This is a genomic window from Nocardioides sp. (genome assembly GCF_035503875.1).
Lineage (GTDB): Bacteria > Actinomycetota > Actinomycetes > Propionibacteriales > Nocardioidaceae > Nocardioides.
Map to the genome: position 1 here is coordinate 70,891 of NZ_DATJTA010000008.1, position 18,021 is coordinate 88,911.

General features: G+C 71.1%; 14 protein-coding genes. 9 read left to right on the plus strand and 5 right to left on the minus strand.

Annotated elements, in window-relative coordinates:
* Nucleotides 1-10 precede the first annotated feature (10 nt).
* Nucleotides 11-1,681 carry an AAA family ATPase gene (locus VMF51_RS02060; protein ID WP_325472720.1) on the plus strand — a complete coding sequence of 557 codons (1,671 nt, stop codon included), beginning with the start codon at nucleotides 11-13 and terminating at the stop codon, nucleotides 1,679-1,681.
* Nucleotides 1,682-2,282: 601 nt separating this feature from the next.
* Here VMF51_RS02060 and VMF51_RS02065 read toward each other — a convergent pair.
* Genes VMF51_RS02065 through VMF51_RS02075 form a run of 3 tightly spaced genes read right to left on the minus strand, consistent with a single transcriptional unit; the run spans nucleotide 2,283 to nucleotide 6,938 of the window.
* On the minus strand, nucleotides 2,283-4,817 hold the full coding sequence (locus VMF51_RS02065; RefSeq protein ID WP_325472721.1) for an ABC transporter permease: 2,535 nt from the start codon (nucleotides 4,815-4,817) through the stop codon (nucleotides 2,283-2,285).
* 1 nt (nucleotide 4,818) lies between these two features.
* On the minus strand, nucleotides 4,819-5,592 hold the full coding sequence (locus tag VMF51_RS02070) for an ABC transporter ATP-binding protein (RefSeq protein ID WP_325472998.1): 774 nt from the start codon (nucleotides 5,590-5,592) through the stop codon (nucleotides 4,819-4,821).
* A gap of 17 nt (nucleotides 5,593-5,609) precedes the next feature.
* Nucleotides 5,610-6,938: an acyltransferase gene (locus VMF51_RS02075; RefSeq protein ID WP_325472722.1), complete on the minus strand. Its 1,329-nt coding sequence runs from the start codon at nucleotides 6,936-6,938 to the stop codon at nucleotides 5,610-5,612.
* Between the two features lie 179 nt (nucleotides 6,939-7,117).
* On the opposite strand from VMF51_RS02075, the gene VMF51_RS02080 reads away from it, so the two are divergent.
* The 5 genes from VMF51_RS02080 to VMF51_RS02100 all read left to right on the plus strand — a co-directional run bounded on the left by VMF51_RS02080 (nucleotide 7,118) and on the right by VMF51_RS02100 (nucleotide 13,600).
* Nucleotides 7,118-8,107 carry a universal stress protein gene (locus tag VMF51_RS02080; protein WP_325472723.1) on the plus strand — a complete coding sequence of 330 codons (990 nt, stop codon included), beginning with the start codon at nucleotides 7,118-7,120 and terminating at the stop codon, nucleotides 8,105-8,107.
* A gap of 463 nt (nucleotides 8,108-8,570) precedes the next feature.
* Entirely contained in the window at nucleotides 8,571-10,034 is a 1,464-nt protein-coding gene (locus tag VMF51_RS02085; RefSeq protein WP_325472724.1) for a DUF4389 domain-containing protein, read from the plus strand.
* 50 nt (nucleotides 10,035-10,084) lie between these two features.
* On the plus strand, nucleotides 10,085-10,990 hold the full coding sequence (locus VMF51_RS02090; RefSeq protein WP_325472725.1) for a universal stress protein: 906 nt from the start codon (nucleotides 10,085-10,087) through the stop codon (nucleotides 10,988-10,990).
* 82 nt (nucleotides 10,991-11,072) lie between these two features.
* On the plus strand, nucleotides 11,073-11,756 hold the full coding sequence (locus tag VMF51_RS02095) for a response regulator transcription factor (protein WP_325472726.1): 684 nt from the start codon (nucleotides 11,073-11,075) through the stop codon (nucleotides 11,754-11,756).
* Nucleotides 11,753-13,600: a GAF domain-containing sensor histidine kinase gene (locus tag VMF51_RS02100; RefSeq protein WP_325472727.1), complete on the plus strand. Its 1,848-nt coding sequence runs from the start codon at nucleotides 11,753-11,755 to the stop codon at nucleotides 13,598-13,600. The genes VMF51_RS02095 and VMF51_RS02100 overlap by 4 nt, the downstream gene beginning before the upstream one ends.
* Nucleotides 13,601-13,640: 40 nt before the next feature.
* Here the strand turns inward: VMF51_RS02100 and VMF51_RS02105 are convergent, their stop codons facing one another.
* Complete coding sequence (locus VMF51_RS02105) at nucleotides 13,641-14,651, minus strand: zinc-dependent alcohol dehydrogenase family protein (RefSeq protein ID WP_325472728.1); 1,011 nt, start codon at nucleotides 14,649-14,651, stop codon at nucleotides 13,641-13,643.
* Nucleotides 14,652-14,718: 67 nt separating this feature from the next.
* On the minus strand, nucleotides 14,719-14,991 hold the full coding sequence (locus VMF51_RS02110) for a DUF1876 domain-containing protein (RefSeq protein ID WP_325472729.1): 273 nt from the start codon (nucleotides 14,989-14,991) through the stop codon (nucleotides 14,719-14,721).
* 161 nt (nucleotides 14,992-15,152) lie between these two features.
* On the opposite strand from VMF51_RS02110, the gene VMF51_RS02115 reads away from it, so the two are divergent.
* The 3 genes from VMF51_RS02115 (at nucleotide 15,153) to VMF51_RS02125 (ending at nucleotide 17,929) form a co-directional block, all read left to right on the plus strand.
* Nucleotides 15,153-15,329: a hypothetical protein gene (locus VMF51_RS02115; RefSeq protein WP_325472730.1), complete on the plus strand. Its 177-nt coding sequence runs from the start codon at nucleotides 15,153-15,155 to the stop codon at nucleotides 15,327-15,329.
* Between the two features lie 126 nt (nucleotides 15,330-15,455).
* Nucleotides 15,456-16,361, plus strand: a complete 906-nt coding sequence (locus VMF51_RS02120; RefSeq protein ID WP_325472731.1) for an ABC transporter ATP-binding protein — start codon at nucleotides 15,456-15,458, stop codon at nucleotides 16,359-16,361.
* The gene (locus VMF51_RS02125; protein WP_325472732.1) at nucleotides 16,358-17,929 is read left to right on the plus strand and encodes a hypothetical protein; all 1,572 of its coding nucleotides are present in this window, start codon (nucleotides 16,358-16,360) and stop codon (nucleotides 17,927-17,929) included. The genes VMF51_RS02120 and VMF51_RS02125 overlap by 4 nt, the downstream gene beginning before the upstream one ends.
* Nucleotides 17,930-18,021: the final 92 nt, after the last annotated feature.

Consider the following 18,021-nt stretch of genomic DNA (forward strand, 5'->3'; position numbering starts at 1 on the left):
GGGAGGTCTGATGACTGGCGACGAGCCCTATGCCGACCTGCGGCAGACCCACTCGGGCGTGGTCATGCTCCTCGGCGACCTGGCCTACAAGGTCAAACGTCCGGTGCGGTTGGGCTTCCTGGACTTCTCGACGCTGGAGGCTCGACGTGCGGTGTGTGCGCGCGAGGTCGAACTGAACCGCCGGTTCTCCCCGGACGTCTACCTCGGTGTCGGCGCGCTTCGCCGGCCGGACGGCGTCGAGGAGCCGGCGGTCGTCATGCGACGAATGCCGGACGCTCGGAGACTGGCGCACCTCGTCCGGTCCGACCCCGAGAACCCGCGACTCCTCGAGATGGTCGATGACGTGGCGCGGCGGATCGCCGCCCTGCACGGCGCGGCACCGCGGTCGGCGCGGATCGACGACGAGGGCACGCGGGATGCGATCGCGAGCCGTTGGGACGCGAGCTTCGCGCAGCTGCACGACGACGGCGCGCAGCTGATCGGCCGGCCGCTCCTCGCCGAGATCGAGGAACGCGTCCACAGGTTCCTCGCTGGTCGGGCCGACCTGTTCGCGCGTCGCGTGGCCGACGGACTGGTCGTGGACGGACACGGCGACCTGACCGCGGACGACATCTTCTGTCTCGACGACGGCGCTCGGTTCCTCGACTGCCTGGAGTTCGACGACCGCTTGCGCTACGTGGACGTCCTCGACGACCTGGCCTTCCTCGCGATGGAGCTGGAATGGCTGGGCGCGCCCGTGCTGTCGCGGCACCTGATCGAGCGGTACCTCGAGCTGACCGGTGACCCCGGCCCGGTGGCCCTCCGCCACCACCTCATCGCCTACCGCGCCTTCGTCAGGGCCAAGGTGAGCTGCCTCCAGGGGGCGGCTGTGCGGGCCACGGCGTCGGTCCAGGCGGCCGGCTACGCGGATCTCGCGGTGCGGCACCTCCGGGCAGGCGAGGTGCGCATCGTGCTCGTCGGAGGCCCCCCGGGAACGGGGAAGACCACCCTGGCGGGTGATGTCGCCGACCGGCTCGGCTTCGTCGTCATCAGCAGTGACCGGGTGCGCAAGGAGCTCGCGGGCGTCGCGGCCGAGACACCGGCATCGGCCGACCTGTGGTCGGGTATCTACGACGCCGAGCACACGGCCGCCACCTACCAGGAGATGCTGCGACGAGCCGAGATGTTGGTGGCCCGCGGCGAGTCGGTCGTCCTCGACGCCTCGTGGACCGACGCCGGCCAACGCCGTGCGGCCCGCAACTCCGCGCGATCGACACGCTCGCGACTGGTCGCCCTGTTCTGCCAGTGCGACTCCGAGCTCGCCGCACAGCGGGTCGCCGCACGCGCCGCCGTCGGCGGCAGCATCTCGGATGCGGACGAACGCGTCGCCGCGGCACTACGCGCCAAGGCGGACCCCTGGCCGCACAGCATCGTGATCGATACGTCGTCGACGCGCGAGACGTGCGCCGAGATCGCCCTCTGGGCCGTCCAGGAGTCCGGACGCCACACTGACTCTGCAGACGGGAACGGCGGTCGAATAGCCATCGCGTTCGACCTTCCGGGGAGTCGCGGCCCCGCCGGTTCCAGGCACCCCACAGCCCCGGACGACGAGGCGCCCGGGGCCGGGATCCTCGGTGTCGGGGACCACCAGAGGACCGAGTCGAGTCGGCCCCTTCGGGACCGGAGCCATCCGGATCTCTGAGGTCGTGCCCCACCGAGAGCACCATCGTCCCCCGCGGACGCTCGGTGGCCCAGAGCCGAAGGTCCCACGGCCCGGGCCGGTCGGCCCTGACGTGCGTGAGCACGCCGACCTCGCGCTGCGATCACCGACTCTCCGTGGGGGAGACCGGTCGGTCCGGGGCTACAGGTCCCGCTGCGAACCGGGCCGATCGGCCCTGGGATCACGGCACGCCAGGCGACACCATGGGCGACCAGTCGGGGAGCAGGCGAACTCCCGGTACGTCGTCGAAAGGGGCCGAGCCGTGATCCGGGTCTATCTGGTGGCGACCAGCGCGCTGGTCCTGACGCTCGCGCTGGCGACCGTCGTCCTCGTCTACGTCGCAGTTCACCAGAGCGGTCCTGGCAGCCGCCGGAACACCCGGACCGTGCGACGGCCCGTCTCGCGGAGAAGGCTCGTCCCTCGGAATCGGAGAAGCGCACCGGAGGCGCACTGACCCAGTTGCTCGTCGGAGGCGAAGGTGCTGACCCGGCTCGCGGCAATCACGAAGGCACTGCTGGCTTCGCCAACGCCGCCACGGGGGTGCTGCACTGCCTGGCCGAGAGCGAGGACGGATCGGTGTGACTCAATCCGCGGAGAGCGCCTGCAGGACGTCGACCCGGCTGGCCCGCCGGGCCGGGCCGATCGCGGCGAGGACGCCGACCCCCAGGGCGACTCCGAGGTAGATCAGCAGCTGCTGGGCCGGGATCGTCACACTGGTGATGCCCTCGTCGACGAACGCACGGGAGAGTGCGACCCCCGCCGCCGTACCGAAGATGAGGCCGCAGACGGCGCCGAGCAGGGACATGAGCACCGACTCGTGACGGATGAGGCTGCGCACCTGGCCCTGGGTCCCGCCCACGGCCCGGAGCAGCCCGAGCTCGCGAGTGCGCTCGACCACCGACAGGGCGAGCGTGTTGACGATGCCGAGAACGGCGATGACGACCGCGAGGAGCAGCAGTGCGGTGACGATCCCGAGCAGCTGGTCGATCGACTCCCGCGCCTGGGCGGTCTGTTCGGCGGGCGTGTTCACGTTCACGTTCGGGTATTCGACGAGGGCCTCCTCGATCGCTGTCTGGATCTTCTCGGGAGTGACACCGGGAGCGGCGGTCAGGAGGATCGAGGTGTCCAACCTCGCGGTCACGTTGGCCTCGAAGTCCGCCATGGCCAGGACGTACGCCGTGTTGATGAGGCTGCCCTTGTCGAAGGTGCCGGCGACCTCGAAGGTGCGGGCACCCGTCTCGGGAAACGTCAGGGTGATGACGTCGCCGACGGCGATCCCCTGGTCGTCGGCCTCGTCGGAGCCGACCAGGATGCGACCGGGGGCGAGGTCTCTGGCATTGCCTTCGGCCAGGCCCAGGTCGAGCACGCGGTCGAGCGCGGCCGAGTCGACGCCGTCCACGAACTCCTCCTGCTTGTCGACCTGGGCGACGGACCGCCGCACCTCGACGACGTCGGCGACCTCGGGTCGGGTGCGCACCAGATCGGCTATCGCGGGGCTGATCCCCAGACCCGCCCCGGCCGGGGCGAGGATCAGGTCCGACCTGTTGCCCCCGCTGACCGCCTCGGTGACCGAGTCCTTCAACGAAGCGGCCGTCACCGACACGGCGGCGACGACTGCCAGTCCGATCGTGAGGGCAAGAGCCGTGGCCGCGGCTCTCCTGGAGCTGCGAACCAGATAGCCTCCCGCGAGCCGCCACCCGCCGCCCGTCCGTCCGTGAGAGGCGAGCCGTCCCACGGCCCGGGCCAGGAGTGGGCCGACGAACACCAGGCCCAGGAAGGCCGTTCCCGTGGCGAGGAGGCTCCACCGCGGCTCGTCGGCGACGATCGCGCATGCGGCCATGCCGGCGGCACCGGCCGCCAGGACCAGGGCACCGGCGAGGTGACGTGCGCGCGCCGAAGCCTGTCTGACGGGCGCCGCGACCCGCAGTGCCTCCATGGGAGCGACCCGGGCTGCGGACCAGGCAGGCAGCAGCGCGGCGACGACGGTGACGCCCAGGCCGACGCCCAGCCCTGCCAGGACCGTGCGGGTCTCGACGGCGGGCGTGGTCGTCGGGATCTCCACCCCGATCAGCGTCAGGAGCTGGCGGATGCCGACGGCGAGCCCCACCCCGCCCGCGATGCCCAGCGCGCCGGCGAGCGCGCCGATGGCGGAGGCCTCGATGAGCACTCCGGCCAGGACCTGCCGGCGGGTCGCGCCCACCGCGCGCAGGAGCGCGACCTGACGACGCCGTTGCGCGACCAGGACGTTGAACGTGTTCCAGATGACGAAGGACCCGACGAGCACGGCGACGCCGGCGAAGACGAGGAGGACGGTCGTGAAGATGCCGAGTGCGTCCTCGACGGCAGCGGTCCCGTCGCTGGCGACCTGCTCGCCGGTGACGACCTCGACGCCGGCCGGTACGGCGGCGTCAACCCGGTCCCGCAGCTCATCGACGCTCACGCCAGGCTCGGCGAGAACATCCACCTCGTCGACCAGCCCGACCCGGTCGAGCACCCGCTGCGACGTGGCGAGGTCGAAACCGGCCAGGGTCGCGCCGAGGATGCTGTCGTTCTCCCCGAAGCCGACCACACCGACGAGCGTGAACGACCGTCGTCCGCTCTCGAAGATGACCTCGACGTCATCGCCGAGGCGGAATCCCGCCGAATCCACGGTCCGGGCGTCGATCACCATCTCCTCGGGACCTTCGGGCGGGCGGCCGTCCCGGATCCGCGCGGCTCCGCTCATCTCCCGCGTGGCGTGGATGGTCGTGGCGAAGGTGGGCGCCCCGCCCGGCTGGATCGGCTCGCCAGCGGGGTCGAGGATGAGGGCATAGCCGCTCACTGCGCCTTCGGCGGCACGGACGCCGGGGACGGCCGCTACGGTGTCGACGACCTGGTCATCCAGGGGACGCGGCTGCCCACCGGTCGTGGTGACGTCGGCGTCGTAGGCGCTCGCGGCGTGCACGACGACGTCGGTGCCCGAGGTGAGTCCGCCGTACAGCTCGTCGAACGCCTTCACCATCGTGTCCGAGAGCACGAACGTGCCGCACACGAAGGCCACGCCCAGGGTGGCGGCCGTGACCGTCAGGAGCAGGCGGAGCTTGGCCGCCAGCAGGTTGCGCCACGAGACGCGGAGCATCTCAGGTCTCCAGCCGACCCATGACCTCGAGGACCCGCTCCCGGGTCGGTTCGTTGACCTCCTCGACGATCGTGCCGTCCACGAGGAAGACCACCCGGTCGGCGTACGCCGCGGCCCCGGGGTCGTGCGTGACCATCACGACGGTCTGGCCCAGGTCGTCGACCACCGCCCGCAGGAAGGTGAGCAGCTCGGCGCCCGACCGAGTGTCGAGGGCGCCGGTCGGCTCGTCGGCGAACAGCACCTCGGGGCGGTTCACCAGTGCCCGCGCGACCGCAACCCGCTGCTGCTGGCCACCCGAGAGCTCGGACGGCCGGTGTCGCAGCCGAGGTCGCAGCGCCAGCTTGTCGATGACGGAGTCGAGCCAGGGCCGATCGGGCGTCCGGGAGGCCAGGTCCGCCGGAAGCGTGATGTTCTCGACCGCGGTCAGCGTCGGCAGGAGATTGAAGGACTGGAAGACGAACCCGAGGCGGTCGCGACGCAGGAGGGTGCGCTCCCGGTCCGACAGATCCGCAAGATCGGTGTCTCCGATCCTCACGCTCCCCGAGGTGAGCACGTCCAGGCCGGCCAGGCAGTGCAGCAGCGTCGACTTGCCGGAGCCCGATGGGCCCATGATCGCCGTGAACTCGCCGGCGGGCAGGTCGAGGCTCAGGTCCGCGAGCGCCACCACGGCGGTGTCCCCTTCGCCGTACACCCGGCGTGCGTGGATGGCCCGAGCGGCGTAGCGGGTCGCAGGCAGGGCGACTCCGACAGAGCTCTCGGGTGGTGGCACGGGCATGGACATGTTCTCCAGGGTCAGGTCGGGCGCCGACGGGACGGAAGGGCCGAAGGTCCTCGGGGGAGCGGTCGCTTGGCGGGCGCGAGGCTCCGGAGCTCGTCCCACCGACGCAGCGCCACCAGTACGACGACGCCGGTCGCGGGCACCCACCACCGGTTGTCGTCTCCCACGACGAGTCCGTCCGCAGCCAACGCCGCGAGGCAGCCGGTCAGGACGAGTACCTCGAGCAGCGGAACGAGCGGCCCGGGGCCGGGCGCCGGGGCGGCGGCGTGCCGCTCGACGCGACCCAGCAGGAGAACGACGACCGCGGTCGAGATCGCCAGAGCGGTGAGCCACGCCGGGCGCAAGAGCCACCAGGATCCGCTCGCGGGATCGACGCGTAGCCCGAGCCCGTCGAGGTGCCGGCAGACGCCGGCCAGGACGGCGAGCACCGTGAGGTGCCACAGGTAGATCGTCATCGCGTGACGGTCGACGACGACCACCGCGCGCCAGACCGCGGGGTGGGAGGCGAGGCGGGCACAGGCGGGCGCCAGCAGGGCCAGGATCGCGGCCTGGGCGACACCCAGGAGCAGCACGGTGACCCGCGTCGGGTAGGTGTTGTTGAGCCCGTGGCCGGAGACGCCCACCAGGGAGACGCCGTACGGGCCGGGCCAGACGAGCAGGACGTTGACGGCCAGGGCGCACGCCGCGACCAGGATCAGCACGGAGCGGCGCGGGGCAGCCCGGTCGAGCCAGGCGTAGCCGAGTTGGTGCAGGGCGCCCCACACGAGCAGGACGTTGACGGCGCCGACCAGGAGCCGGTCGCCCGTCGCGATCGTGAGCGCGTCCACCACGCCGGCTGCCGCGACGCACGTCAGGAAGCTCTGCCAGCGCCACCGCTCCCAGGCTCGAAGGGTGAGAGGGACGAGTGCCACCACGGGTGCGTAGACGGCGAGGAACCAGGTCGCCAGCAGCGCGGTGTCGGATCCGACATGGAGCCAGTCCCTGCCGAGTCCGACCGATCCGGCGCCGATGCCGGCGACCGCCCAGAAGGCGAGCAGGGGGAGCAGCGGAGCCAGCAACCGGTTGACCCGGGACCTCAGCCAACCCCCGTAGCCGATGCCCCGAGCTGACGAGTGCCGCCACGACAGCGCGTTCACGTACCCGCCGACCAGGAAGATCAGGGGCATGACCTGGAAGACCCAGGTCACAGGGTGGGTCCACTCGGCACGCCCGAGGAGGCCGGCTCGATGCAGGACGCCGGCGTCGTCCACGTAGAGACCCTGCTTGAGCCAGTGCCCCAGAACGACCATCACGATCGCGACGGCTCGCACGAGATCGACGACCCGATCGCGCGGCGCTGTCATCGGGTCACCCGGGACGTCGGAGTGCGGGATTCATACCCCCAGGTTCGGCCTGGTGAGGTGGCACCGCCCACGGGCGTCCGCCCTGTGCTCGCGGGGCCGGCCTGCCCTGGCGGACGGGGACGTCTGCCCCTACCCGTCGAGCCTTCGCAGGGGGAGCGTCGAGCCCGGAGGTGGACATCGTGGAAGGGGCGGACCGTAGGTCGATTCTCATCCCGGTGGTAGCGGGACGCGCGTACGACGGCGCTGTCCGCTACGCCGCGGCGCAAGCGCGCCTGCACCGGTGCGGGGTCCACATCGTCACGGTGCTGCCGCCCGTGAACCTCGATCCTCCGGCCATGCCGGATCTCGCCTCGACGCACGCGCGGGCACGTGGTGCGGCCGACGAGATTCTGATCCTGGTCGCCCACCAGGTTCGGAGCCACCTGACCGGTCTCGGTCTGCCCGTCTGGACCGAGCTCCTGCACGGGCCGGTCATCGCGGATCTGGCGGCCCTGACCACCGGGGCCCGACTGGTCGTGCTCGAACGACGTCAGGACGCTCCGGCCACGGACGTGGTGACCATGTCGACCACTGACGGGATCGTGGCACGCGCTCGGTCGCCGGTCGTGTCCGTGCCCTCCGGGTGGGTCCCAGGGTCGGCCGGAAGCCCGGTGGTGGTGGGCGTCGAGGACCCGGCGGACCGCCAGGTCTCGGAGCACGTCGTACGCCTGGGCCTGCAGTCGGCACGACTGACCGGGACGCCGGTCGAGCTGGTGCACGGCTGGTGGTTCAGCGACGCGTACGACGACCTCGTGTTCGGAGCAGCGGGCGTGGCACGCCAGTCCGCCGGCCGCGAGATGCGGCTGCTGTCGGCGCTCGGCCCCCTGCTGCGCGAGTTCGACGACGTCTGTGTGAAGGCCGTGGTCGAGCACGCCCGACCCGCCGACCTCCTCGTCCGGTCGTCGGCGACCGCGTCGTGCCTGGTCCTCGGTCGCCACCACTCCAGCTATCCGGTGGGATCGCACCCCGGCCCCGTATGCCGAGCAGTGCTGCGCCGGGCGACCTGCCCGGTCCTCGTGGCCCCTGCTCGTGGAGGGTGCCTGCGGGAAGAGGTCGTGACACCCGCAGTGGTGAATGAGGCACGGGATCTCGGGAGAACGCGGACCGGGACGAGGGTCGACGGTCCGTGAGCGGTGCTCGGCGAGGTGGCCCGGGCGTGGCCGCGCCGGACGGGGGACCCGATCCGTCCGAGGCGGCGCGCCGACTCGCTGAGCACGGACCGAACCTCCCGCCCCTCAGCCGGCTCGGGCTCGCCCCGGCCCTGCGCGCACCCCGAGCAGGGGTGCCGTGGCGGGGTCGTGTGGTCGAGGGAGCGGTGGTCGTCGCGACCGTTCTGCTCGCCGCGGCCGCCTTCGGACCCGTCAGCGGGGTCGTCCGGACCACGCCGCTCTCGTGGGAGGCGGCCGTGGTCACCTCATTGCTCGCGGTGGTGCCGGCGGCCGTCGTCTCCGGGGTCGCTGCGCTTGGTCGACGTCGATCGGTTGCCCGGACCAGTGACCTTGGCGGGGCGAACGATGACCTTGGCCTCTGACGACGGCCGGGCGGTCCCCCGAAGGTGGAACCAAGTGATTGGCCTGATCTGGGGGTGCCGTGATGTCCGCACATTCCTATCCCGTCCGGGTGGACGCGACGTTGGACGAGTCCCGGCTGAGCCGGTGGCTATGGCTGGTGAAATGGGTGCTGGTGATCCCGCACGCCTTCGTGCTGGTCGCCCTCTGGCTGGTCTTCGCCATCCTCAGCGTGGTCGCCCTTGTCGCCATCGTGGCGACCGGCCGCTACCCCCGCAGCATCTTCGACTTCAACGTGGGGGTCTTGCGCTGGACCTGGCGGGTCGCCTTCTACGCTGCCGGAGGGTTCGCGACGGATCGATACCCGCCCTTCAGCCTGCACGACCGCTCCGACTATCCGGCCCACCTCGACATCGTCTACCCGGAAGCGCTCTCGCGCGGGCTCGCCCTCGTCAAGTGGTGGCTGCTCGCCATCCCGCACTATCTCGTCCTGGGGTTCCTGGTGGGAGGAGGAGCGATCGTCGTCGGCAGCACCGCGGACGACTGGGCAGGATGGAGCGGCGGCCTGGTCTCCCTCCTCGCCGTGATCGCCGCGGTCGTCCTTCTCGTGACCGGCCGCTATCCCCAACCGGTGTTCGACCTGGTGTTGGGACTGGACCGCTGGGTCTTGCGGGTGGCGGCGTACGCCGCCCTGATGACCGACGAGTATCCGCCGTTCCGGCTCGACCAGGGCGGAGAGGATCCGGGGACTATCGCCCTCCGCAGCGTCGCGGCATCCGGTGCGCCCGCCACCCATCAACCGGGTCCGGTCCCGGACGACACCACGGCCCCACCTACTCACCCCGGTCGGGAGCGTCGGAATCCCGGCAGGATCGCCGTGCTCGTCGCAGCAATGCTCGTCGGCATACTCGGGCTCCTGGCGTTGGTCGCCGGTGCGGGACTCGCCGTCGTGGATCGGGCCGCTCGCGATGGGGACGACTACCTGATGACCGGCTCGGTGACGGTGCGGTCCGCGGGCTACGCGGTGCAGACCGAGCACCTCGGAATCGACGGCGAGGGCCTGGCTACCGACCTGCCGCACCGGTTCCTCGGGACCGTGCGGGTGACGTCGATCGACCTGGGGGGCAACCCGACCTTCGTCGGCGTCGGCGACAGCGACGACGTGGACGACTACCTCGGCTCCGTGGCGCGTTCCACGATCACGGAGCCGGGAGACGATGGCGAGGGACCGCAGTACGAGGAGTCCGCGGGCGGTGCCCCGGCAACGCCGCCGGGACAACAGTCGTTCTGGGCCGCGAAGATCGAGGGGGACGGTCGGCAGACCCTGGACTGGAAGCCAGGCGAGGGAGACTGGACCCTGGTGGTGATGACCGCGGACGGGTCGAGCCCCGTGGTCGCCCAGGTCGCCGTCGGAGCCACGGTTCCGGGGCTCGACGAGACGGCCACCGCGCTCGCCCTCGGCGGGCTGGTCCTGCTCGGCATCGGAGGCCTGACCGCGTCGGTTGCCCTGGCGCGCCCTCGCGGACCGCGAGAGGAGATCGTGCCGTGACCCACGACAGTCCGCACGACTCAGGAGAGCCACGTCGACCGGACGCGGCTGTGCCCCTTCCGGTCGTCCTCGCCGTCGACGGTGGCCCCGCAAGCCGTGGCGCGATCGACTACGCCGCCCGCGAGGCGGAGCGCCGGACCGGCGCGATCCGCATCGTGCACGTCCTGCCCGATCTGGTGCCGCTCTACCTACAGGGTCACTCCTTGACGGACCACCTGGTCGCGCATGGCCGCCGGATCGTCCGCCATGCCGCCCGGAGAGTGGCAACCGATGCCCCCGGCATCGAGGTCGAGACGCGGCTCCGGCACGGATCACTGGTGGCGGCACTCGTCCAGGAGTCGACCGCAGCGGGGCTCCTCGTCCTCGGCCGAGAGTCGCGCACCGGACTTCAACGCGTGCTGAACGGATCGGTCCCCGCGGCGGTCGCGGCACGCGCGCATTGCATCGTGGTGGCGGTTCCCTCCGCCTGGGATCCCGGCGCCATATCCGGTCCGGTCGTGGTCGGCATCCGGGATCCGGGACGCTCCAGCGAGCTGCTCGGCTGCGCCTTCATCGAAGCGGCGCGGCGACACGTCCCCGTACACCTCCTGCACGCCTGGAAGCTTCCCTCCGAGTACGACGACCGCATCGAGATCCGCACCCACGCCGCCGAGTGGGAACGGCTCTCCCGCACGGCGATGGCCGACGTCGCGGCTCCGCTTCGTGCCGCACACCCTGATATCGAGGCCGAGATCCACGTCGTCCACGACCACCCCGTCGCTGCCCTCCGTCGAGCCAGCTCCGCCACGTCGCTGCTGATCGTCGGGCGCCCCAGGCATCGGCTTCTCGGCGCCCACCTCGGGAGCACGGCGCGAGGGATTCTGCACTCGGCCCTCGGCCCAGTGGAGGTGATCCCCGACTCGTACGTCGACCGCGACGTGTTCGGTGACGCGGAGGATCACACCGACCCGGCCTGAGCACGAATGTCGGGACCAAGGTCCTCCGGACCGGTGACCCGCGACCGACGCCAGCCGGCAGCCAGGACGCCTACTCTTGACTATGGCCGAGCAGGTGGTTCCGCGGGACGAGGCGATCGAGGTGTTCATCCTCGACGACCACGAGGTCGTGCGACTCGGGCTCCGTGAGCTCCTCGAGGCAGAGGACGACATCGTCGTGGTGGCCGAGGCGGCTACCGCCCAGGAGGCCGTCAACGAGATTCCCAGGCTGAGTCCGGACGTCGCCATCATCGACAACCGCCTGACCGACGGCTCCGGCATCGACGTCTGCCGCGAGGTCCGGTCCCAGGACCCCGGCGTCGCCGTACTCATCCTGACCTCCTTCGACGACGACGAGGCGATCTTCGCGGCCATCCTGGCCGGGGCCTCCGGCTACCTCCTCAAACAGGTCAAGGGCTCCGACCTGGTCGCGGCGGTGCGCAGGATCGCGGCCGGTCAGTCCCTGCTCGACCCCGCCGTCACCACGCGCGTGCTCGACCGCCTGCGGAAGGGACCCGAGGAACTGGGACCGATCGGCACCCTCACCGCGCAGGAGCTGCGCATCCTGGAGTTGATCGGCGACGGCCTGACCAACCGCCAGATCGCCTCCCAGATGTACCTGGCAGAGAAGACGGTCAAGAACTACGTCTCCGCCATGCTGGCCAAGCTCGGTGTGCAGACCCGGACCCAGGCGGCCGTCTACGCGACGAAGCATCCCTACAGCGGCGACCCCAAGAATCGGTATTGATACCGCCTTTTGGTGGTGGTTCCCAGGGTTCCGGAGTAGAAGGGAAGTGGTGCCAACTTCCGGAACCCCCAGGAGCAATGTGCCGAATGCGCCCCGCTGAGCTTGCAGATCATGAAATGACGACGGATGCGTCGCCAGGGCTGGAAGATGCGGGACTGGACGCGCTCCTTCGGGAGGTCTTGGCGCGGATCAGGGATGTCCAGGAGGACCGGACGCGGTGGCAGCTGCTGCTCGATGCCGTGATCAGCATGGCCGGCGACTTGACGATCGACTCGCTGCTGGCGCGGATCGTCGAGATCGCCGCCGACCTCGCCGGTGCCGAGTACGCCGCCCTCGGGGTGCTGGGGACGGGACAGGACCGGCGCCTGGAGACCTTCATCACGCACGGGATCGGTCCTGACCAGGCTCGGAGGATCGGCGACCTTCCCACCGGACACGGCCTGCTCGGTCTGATCATCGACCGGCCCGAGCCGCTACGGCTGCGCGACATCGCGGCCCATCCGGAGTCGTACGGGTTCCCGGAGCACCACCCCCCGATGCAGTCCTTCCTGGGCGTGCCGATCCGGATCCGCGAGAAGGTGTTCGGCAACCTCTACTTGACCCAGAAGGTCGGGGGAAGCGAGTTCACCGAGCACGACGAGGAGATCGTCGTGGCCCTCGCGGCCGCGGCCGGGGTCGCGATCGAGAACGCCCGTCTCCACCAGGAAGGAGTGAGGCGGGAGGGATGGCTCGCGGCCACCGCTCAGATCTCGGCCTCGCTCGCGGCCCCGGACGAGGCCGTGAACCCACTCCAGCTCATCGTCGACGAGTCGCGAGTCGTCGCCGGCGCCGACCTGTCGGTGGTTCTCACGAGCGACAGGGGCGGACCGCTGCGGGTTCGGGCGGCGTCGGGGCTGGACGCCGATGGCAGCGAGATCCTGCTCGGCCGTGGGGTGTCGATGGCTCGGCAGGTCATGGTCAGCGGGGTCCCGGTCATCATCGAGGACGTCGGGACGGACGAGTTCGGCGTCCGCGCCGACGAGTCGTCCCGCTCACCGGTTCTCGGTCCGGCGGTGGTCGTGCCCCTGCGCCCGTCGGAGGGGGTGAATGGTGTGCTGGCACTGGCGTGGCTGCGCTCGAGCGCATCGCGGTATGTCGACCTGGACGCGGCTCTCCCGGCGACGTTCGCGGAGCAGGCCTCCCTGGCACTGCAGCTCGCCCGGGCACGCGACGACCGTCAGCGCCTGGCACTCTACGAGGATCGGGATCGCATCGCTCGTGACCTGCACGATCTCGTCATCCAGCGACTCTTCGCCGTTGGGCTGCGCCTCCAAGGGTTGGGTCCGATGACCGACCGTCCGGAGGAGGTGATCGCGCGGGTGGACCAGGCGGTCGACGACCTCGACGAGACGATCCGCGACATCCGCCGGACGATCTTCGCGCTCGGTGTCGCCGAGGGGAGCAGGGATGTGCAGTCGGAGGTTACTCGGGTCGTGGACCGTGCTGCGGAGATGCTGAAGTTCCGCCCTGAGGTCGTCTTCGACGGTCCGGTCCGGACCCTGATCGACGCCGACCTGACCGGCGACCTGCTGGCAGTCCTGCATGAGGCGCTCTCCAACGTCTCCAAGCACGCTCGGGCGACGTCGGTGTCCGTCGTGCTCTCGGCCGCCGAGGATGTGACCCTGACGATCGCCGACGACGGGCGGGGCTTTCGCGACGACGTGGTGGAGAGCGGTCTGCAGAACATGCGGCGGCGCGCGGCGGCGCGCGGCGGCGTCTGCCGGCTCGACACGGCGCCCGATGCGGGCACCAGACTGACCTGGTCGGTTCCGCTCCCGGATCACCCGGAGGACTCGGCACGGTAGAAGCATTGCCGTAGACGTGGTCGGCGCCCGGGATCCACGCTCAGCCGACGGTCAGCACTGCTGAGCCGCTGATGCGACCACCGGCGAGGTCGCGGAGCGCTTCGTCGGCGTGATCGAAGGGGTACGACGTCACGTGCGCGCGAAGCCCGAGCCGTGCGGCGAGAACGAGCAGCTCCTCGCCGTCCCGACGGGTGTTCGCTGCGACCGAGCGCAGGTCGCGTTCCATGAAGAGGTGGTCGCGGTAGGTCAGGGGAGGAACGTCGGACATGTGGATCCCGGCGAGGACCACGGTGCCTCCACGGTCGACCGCGGAGAGGGCGACCGGCACCAACTCACCGGCGGGAGCGAACACGATGGCTGCGTCCAGAGGCACTGGGGCGACGGCGTCGCCTGTCCCCACCCAGGTCGCGCCGAGGGTCCGCGCCAGCGCGCGGTCGTTCTCGTCGCGCGTCATCACGTGGAGCTCAGCGCCCTCGGCTAGCGCCAGTTGGCCCGTCAGGTGTGCGCTGGATCCGAATCCGTAGATCCCCAGGCGACCGCCCGGAGGGAGGTTGGCGCGTCGCAGTGCCCGATAGCCGATGATGCCGGCGCAGAGCAGCGGTGCTGCCTGCTCGGCGGAGAGAGCAGCAGGAAGCGGGTAGGCGTAGGCGGCGGGGACGGCGGCGTACTGGGCGAACCCGCCGTCCGCGTCCCACCCGGTGAACGACGCCCGCGTGCAGAGGTTCTCGGCCCCCGAGCGGCACCAGCGACACTCGCCGCAGGTCGAGCGCAGCCAGGCGATGCCTACTCGGTCGCCGACGGCGAACCGGGTCGTCGCGGATCCGTGCTCGACCACCGTGCCCACGACCTGGTGGCCCGGCACGACCCCGGACCCGCGTGGTGGAAGGTCGCCCTCGACCAGGTGGAGGTCGGTTCGACACACGCCGCATGCCTCGACCTGGACGAGCAACCCGTCGACCAAGACAGCGGGGACGTCGCGCTCCACCAGCCGCAATGGCCGCCCCGCGGCCGGGCCCGGGCGCTCGACCGCCCAGGCGCGCATCGTGGTCATGACTCCGTTCCCCGCGGGTCTCGCTGCCCGAGTCGCCGTTCGGTCACTGAGGAGGGCATCATGACCATCAGTCCAGGCGGACGGTCGCGGTGCCGTCCGGATCGTTCGCGTCGAGGTCGGCGAGGGTGGCGTCGAACAGGTCATGCACCAGGCCGTTCAGGGCGCGGCAGACCGCGAGCTCGTCGCCGATCTCCGGCACCTCGGCGTCTCCGGGACGGCGCCGCGCCGTACCCGCGTGTCGCAGCTCGGTGCCGACGTCCGTGCGGAGGATGGTCTCGGCTCGGGTACGACCGTCGTCCTCGAAGATGTCGATCTGCAGGTGCCAACTCCTCGTGTGCATGTCGCGCTCCTTCGATGTCGTGGCGTCCACTGAGCGATCGTGCGCCGTTGAGCAAGCACGACAGAACGGGCTCGGGACCCTCGACGACAGGGACCTTCGGCAGCACGGGCCTGCGCCGAGCGGCCCTGGTCACGGACGCGCCGGCGGTGAACCGTGAAGCGATGAGCGAGCAGAGGCGAAGCTATCCGGACCCGTCACCGCTCTACGGCTTCGGCGTACTCGGAGCCTGGGTGTATTTCTGGCAGGAGGCGGACGGCTTCTGGTGGCACGTGCTCGCCATTCTCGAAGGCCTGGTCTGGCCCGCGTTCCTGGTCTACCGCGGACTCGGTGCTCTCTGACCCGAGGACGTCGGGTCACGGCGCCAGCCGCGGGCGCTGCGATGTTCCGGGTCGGGTCACTGGACTGCCGGACCGCGGGACCTTCGGCCCCTCCCGCGGGGACTGGGTGGCTCTACGGTCGAGGACGTGACCAGTACAGACGTCATCGAGATCGAGGGCCTCGTCAAGACGTTCGGGCGCGTTCGCGCCCTCGACGGCCTGGACCTGCAGGTGCACGCAGGCGAGGCGCACGGCTTCCTCGGACCGAACGGCGCCGGGAAGTCGACCACGATCCGGGTGCTGCTGGGCCTGCTGCGACCCGACGCCGGCAACTCCCGCGTCCTGGGCGGGGACCCGTGGCGGGACGCGACCGTCCTGCACCGACGGCTCGCGTACGTGCCTGGAGACGTGGCGCTGTGGCCCCGACTGACGGGGGGAGAGGTCATCGACCTCCTTGGCCGGCTGCGCGGTGGGCTGGACGTCGGTCGGCGTCGAGAGTTGGTTGACCGGTTCGCCCTCGACGAGTCGCGCCGGTGCCGGACGTACTCCAAGGGGAACCGGCAGAAGGTGGCGCTCGTGGCGGCGCTCGCTGCGGACGTCGAGCTCCTGCTGCTCGACGAGCCCACGTCCGGACTTGACCCGCTGATGGAAGCGCAGTTTCGCGCGTGCATGCAGGAGTTCCGCTCGCGCGGGGGAACCGTGCTCCTCTCCAGCCACGTGCTCGCCGAGGTCGAGCACCTGTGCGATCGCGTCACCATCATCCGCGATGGCCGCACCGTCGAGTCCGGCAGCATCGTCGACCTCCAGCATCTCGCTCGGACGTCGGTGAGCGTGCTCCTCGACCATCCGGCCGTGTCATTCCTGGATCTGCCGGAGGTCCACAACCTCGTGATCACGGGTGGACACCTGCGGTTCGACGTGGACACCGGACGGCTGGGGCCCGTGATCGGGCAGCTGGTGCCGCTCGGGATCCGCTCGCTCGAGTGCCGGCCACCGACGCTGGAGGAACTGTTCTTGCGGCACTACGCCCGTGGACCGGAGGGTGCGCCGTGACGGGCGCCGGCATGCTGTTCTGGGTTCAGCTGCGGCGCGACCTGGGCCAGATCCTGCTGTGGAGCCTCGGCATCGCCGTCCTCTACTGGAGCCAGGCGGTGAGCGTGGAGTCCCTCTACGGGACCCCCCAGGAGTTCGAGGAGGCCGCGGCGTCGATGGAGGGCAACGCCGCCTTCGTGGCGATGACCGGACCGGCGCGGGCGCTCGACACGGTCGGCGGTCAGGTGACCTGGCAGTCCGCAGCCCTCGGTTCGGTCCTGGTCGCCCTGATGGTGATGGTCCTGACCGGACGGAACACCCGTGGCGCGGAGGAGAGCGGTCGCGACGAACTGGTCCGCGCCTCCCCGGTGGGTCGCTACTCGGTCGTCACGGCCTCCGTGCTGGAGGCGATGACGGCGTCGGTGGTCGTCGGGACGGCCGTGGCGGCTTCCCTCATCGCCTATCCCTTGGCAGTGGCGGACTCACTCGCCCTGGGCCTGGGCCTCGCGTTGGTCGGTTGGTGCTTCACCGCCGTGACTCTGGTGGCTGCGCAGCTGACCGCGGGTGTGCGAGCCACGTACGGCCTCGTGGGGGCCTTGCTGGCGGCGGCGTACCTGCTGCGGGCGGTCGGGGACACCACCGGGTCCTGGGTGTCCTGGGCGTCTCCCATCGGCTGGTACCAGGCGATGCACGCGTTCTCCGGTGTCAGGTGGTGGCCGCTGGTCGCTCCGGCCGCGGCGACGGCAGGCGGCCTCGTCGGGGCCTACGTGCTCCTGCGCCACCGTGACCACGGGGCGGGACTGCTGGCCGACCGGCCTGGGCCCTCGCGTGCCGGCCGGTGTCTGAGCGGTGGTGGCGGCCTGGCCTGGCGCCTGCACCGGGGAAGCGTGGCCGGGTGGGCGGGATCTCTCTTCGCTGCCGGACTTGCCTACGGATCGATCGGTGACGACGTGGAGGACCTCCTCGGGGACTCCGAGATGGGCCGCACCCTTCTCGCAGGAGAAGGGGTGGACCTGGTGGCTGCGTTCCAGGCCACGTCGTTGCTCATGCTGGCCCTGATCGCCAGCGGCTTCACCGTCTCCGCCGCGCTCCGGATGAAGTCGGAGGAGATCGGGCATCGCGTCGACCCACTGGTGGCGGCGAGTCTCTCCCGCGGTCGGTGGTGGGCCGGGCACGCCCTCGTGAACCTCGCGGGCAGCGCCGTGGTCCTGGGTGCCGCGGGGATCGGTTTCGGTCTCGGGTACGGCACGACGACCGGTCACTGGGGTCGGCTCGCGGTTCTCGTCCCGGCTCAGCTGGCCTACCTGGCGCCGGCCATGGTGCTGGCTGCATGGTCGTGGGTGCTCTACGGGCTCGGGACCCGCTGGGCGGTCCTTGCCTGGACCGGGCCCGCCGTGGCTGTGGGCGTCGGCTACTTCGGCGACCTCCTCGACCTCCCCACCTGGCTGCAGGCCCTATCGCCCTATGAGCATCTCGCCCAGGTCCCGAGCGAGAGCTTCGCCTGGCTGCCTCTCCTCGGCACTTCGGTGCTCGCACTGCTGCTGGCTGTCGGGGGTCTGTGGGCCTTCAACGCACGTGACCTCGACTGATCCGGTGTCCGATCGCGCACCGGGACGGCCCTCCCCACCGGGGGCCAGGTGGCCCGGGTGTTGGGACGTCCGCCTCTACCTCCGGAGCCGGC

Coding starts and splice junctions, on each gene's coding strand:
- VMF51_RS02060 (WP_325472720.1), top strand. CDS start 11: ATGACTGGCGACGAGCCCTATGCCGACCTGCGGCAGACCCACTCGGGC.
- VMF51_RS02065 (WP_325472721.1), bottom strand. CDS start 4,817: ATGCTCCGCGTCTCGTGGCGCAACCTGCTGGCGGCCAAGCTCCGCCTG.
- VMF51_RS02070 (WP_325472998.1), bottom strand. CDS start 5,592: ATGCCCGTGCCACCACCCGAGAGCTCTGTCGGAGTCGCCCTGCCTGCG.
- VMF51_RS02075 (WP_325472722.1), bottom strand. CDS start 6,938: ATGACAGCGCCGCGCGATCGGGTCGTCGATCTCGTGCGAGCCGTCGCG.
- VMF51_RS02085 (WP_325472724.1), top strand. CDS start 8,571: ATGTCCGCACATTCCTATCCCGTCCGGGTGGACGCGACGTTGGACGAG.
- VMF51_RS02095 (WP_325472726.1), top strand. CDS start 11,073: ATGGCCGAGCAGGTGGTTCCGCGGGACGAGGCGATCGAGGTGTTCATC.
- VMF51_RS02105 (WP_325472728.1), bottom strand. CDS start 14,651: ATGACCACGATGCGCGCCTGGGCGGTCGAGCGCCCGGGCCCGGCCGCG.
- VMF51_RS02110 (WP_325472729.1), bottom strand. CDS start 14,991: ATGCACACGAGGAGTTGGCACCTGCAGATCGACATCTTCGAGGACGAC.
- VMF51_RS02115 (WP_325472730.1), top strand. CDS start 15,153: ATGAGCGAGCAGAGGCGAAGCTATCCGGACCCGTCACCGCTCTACGGC.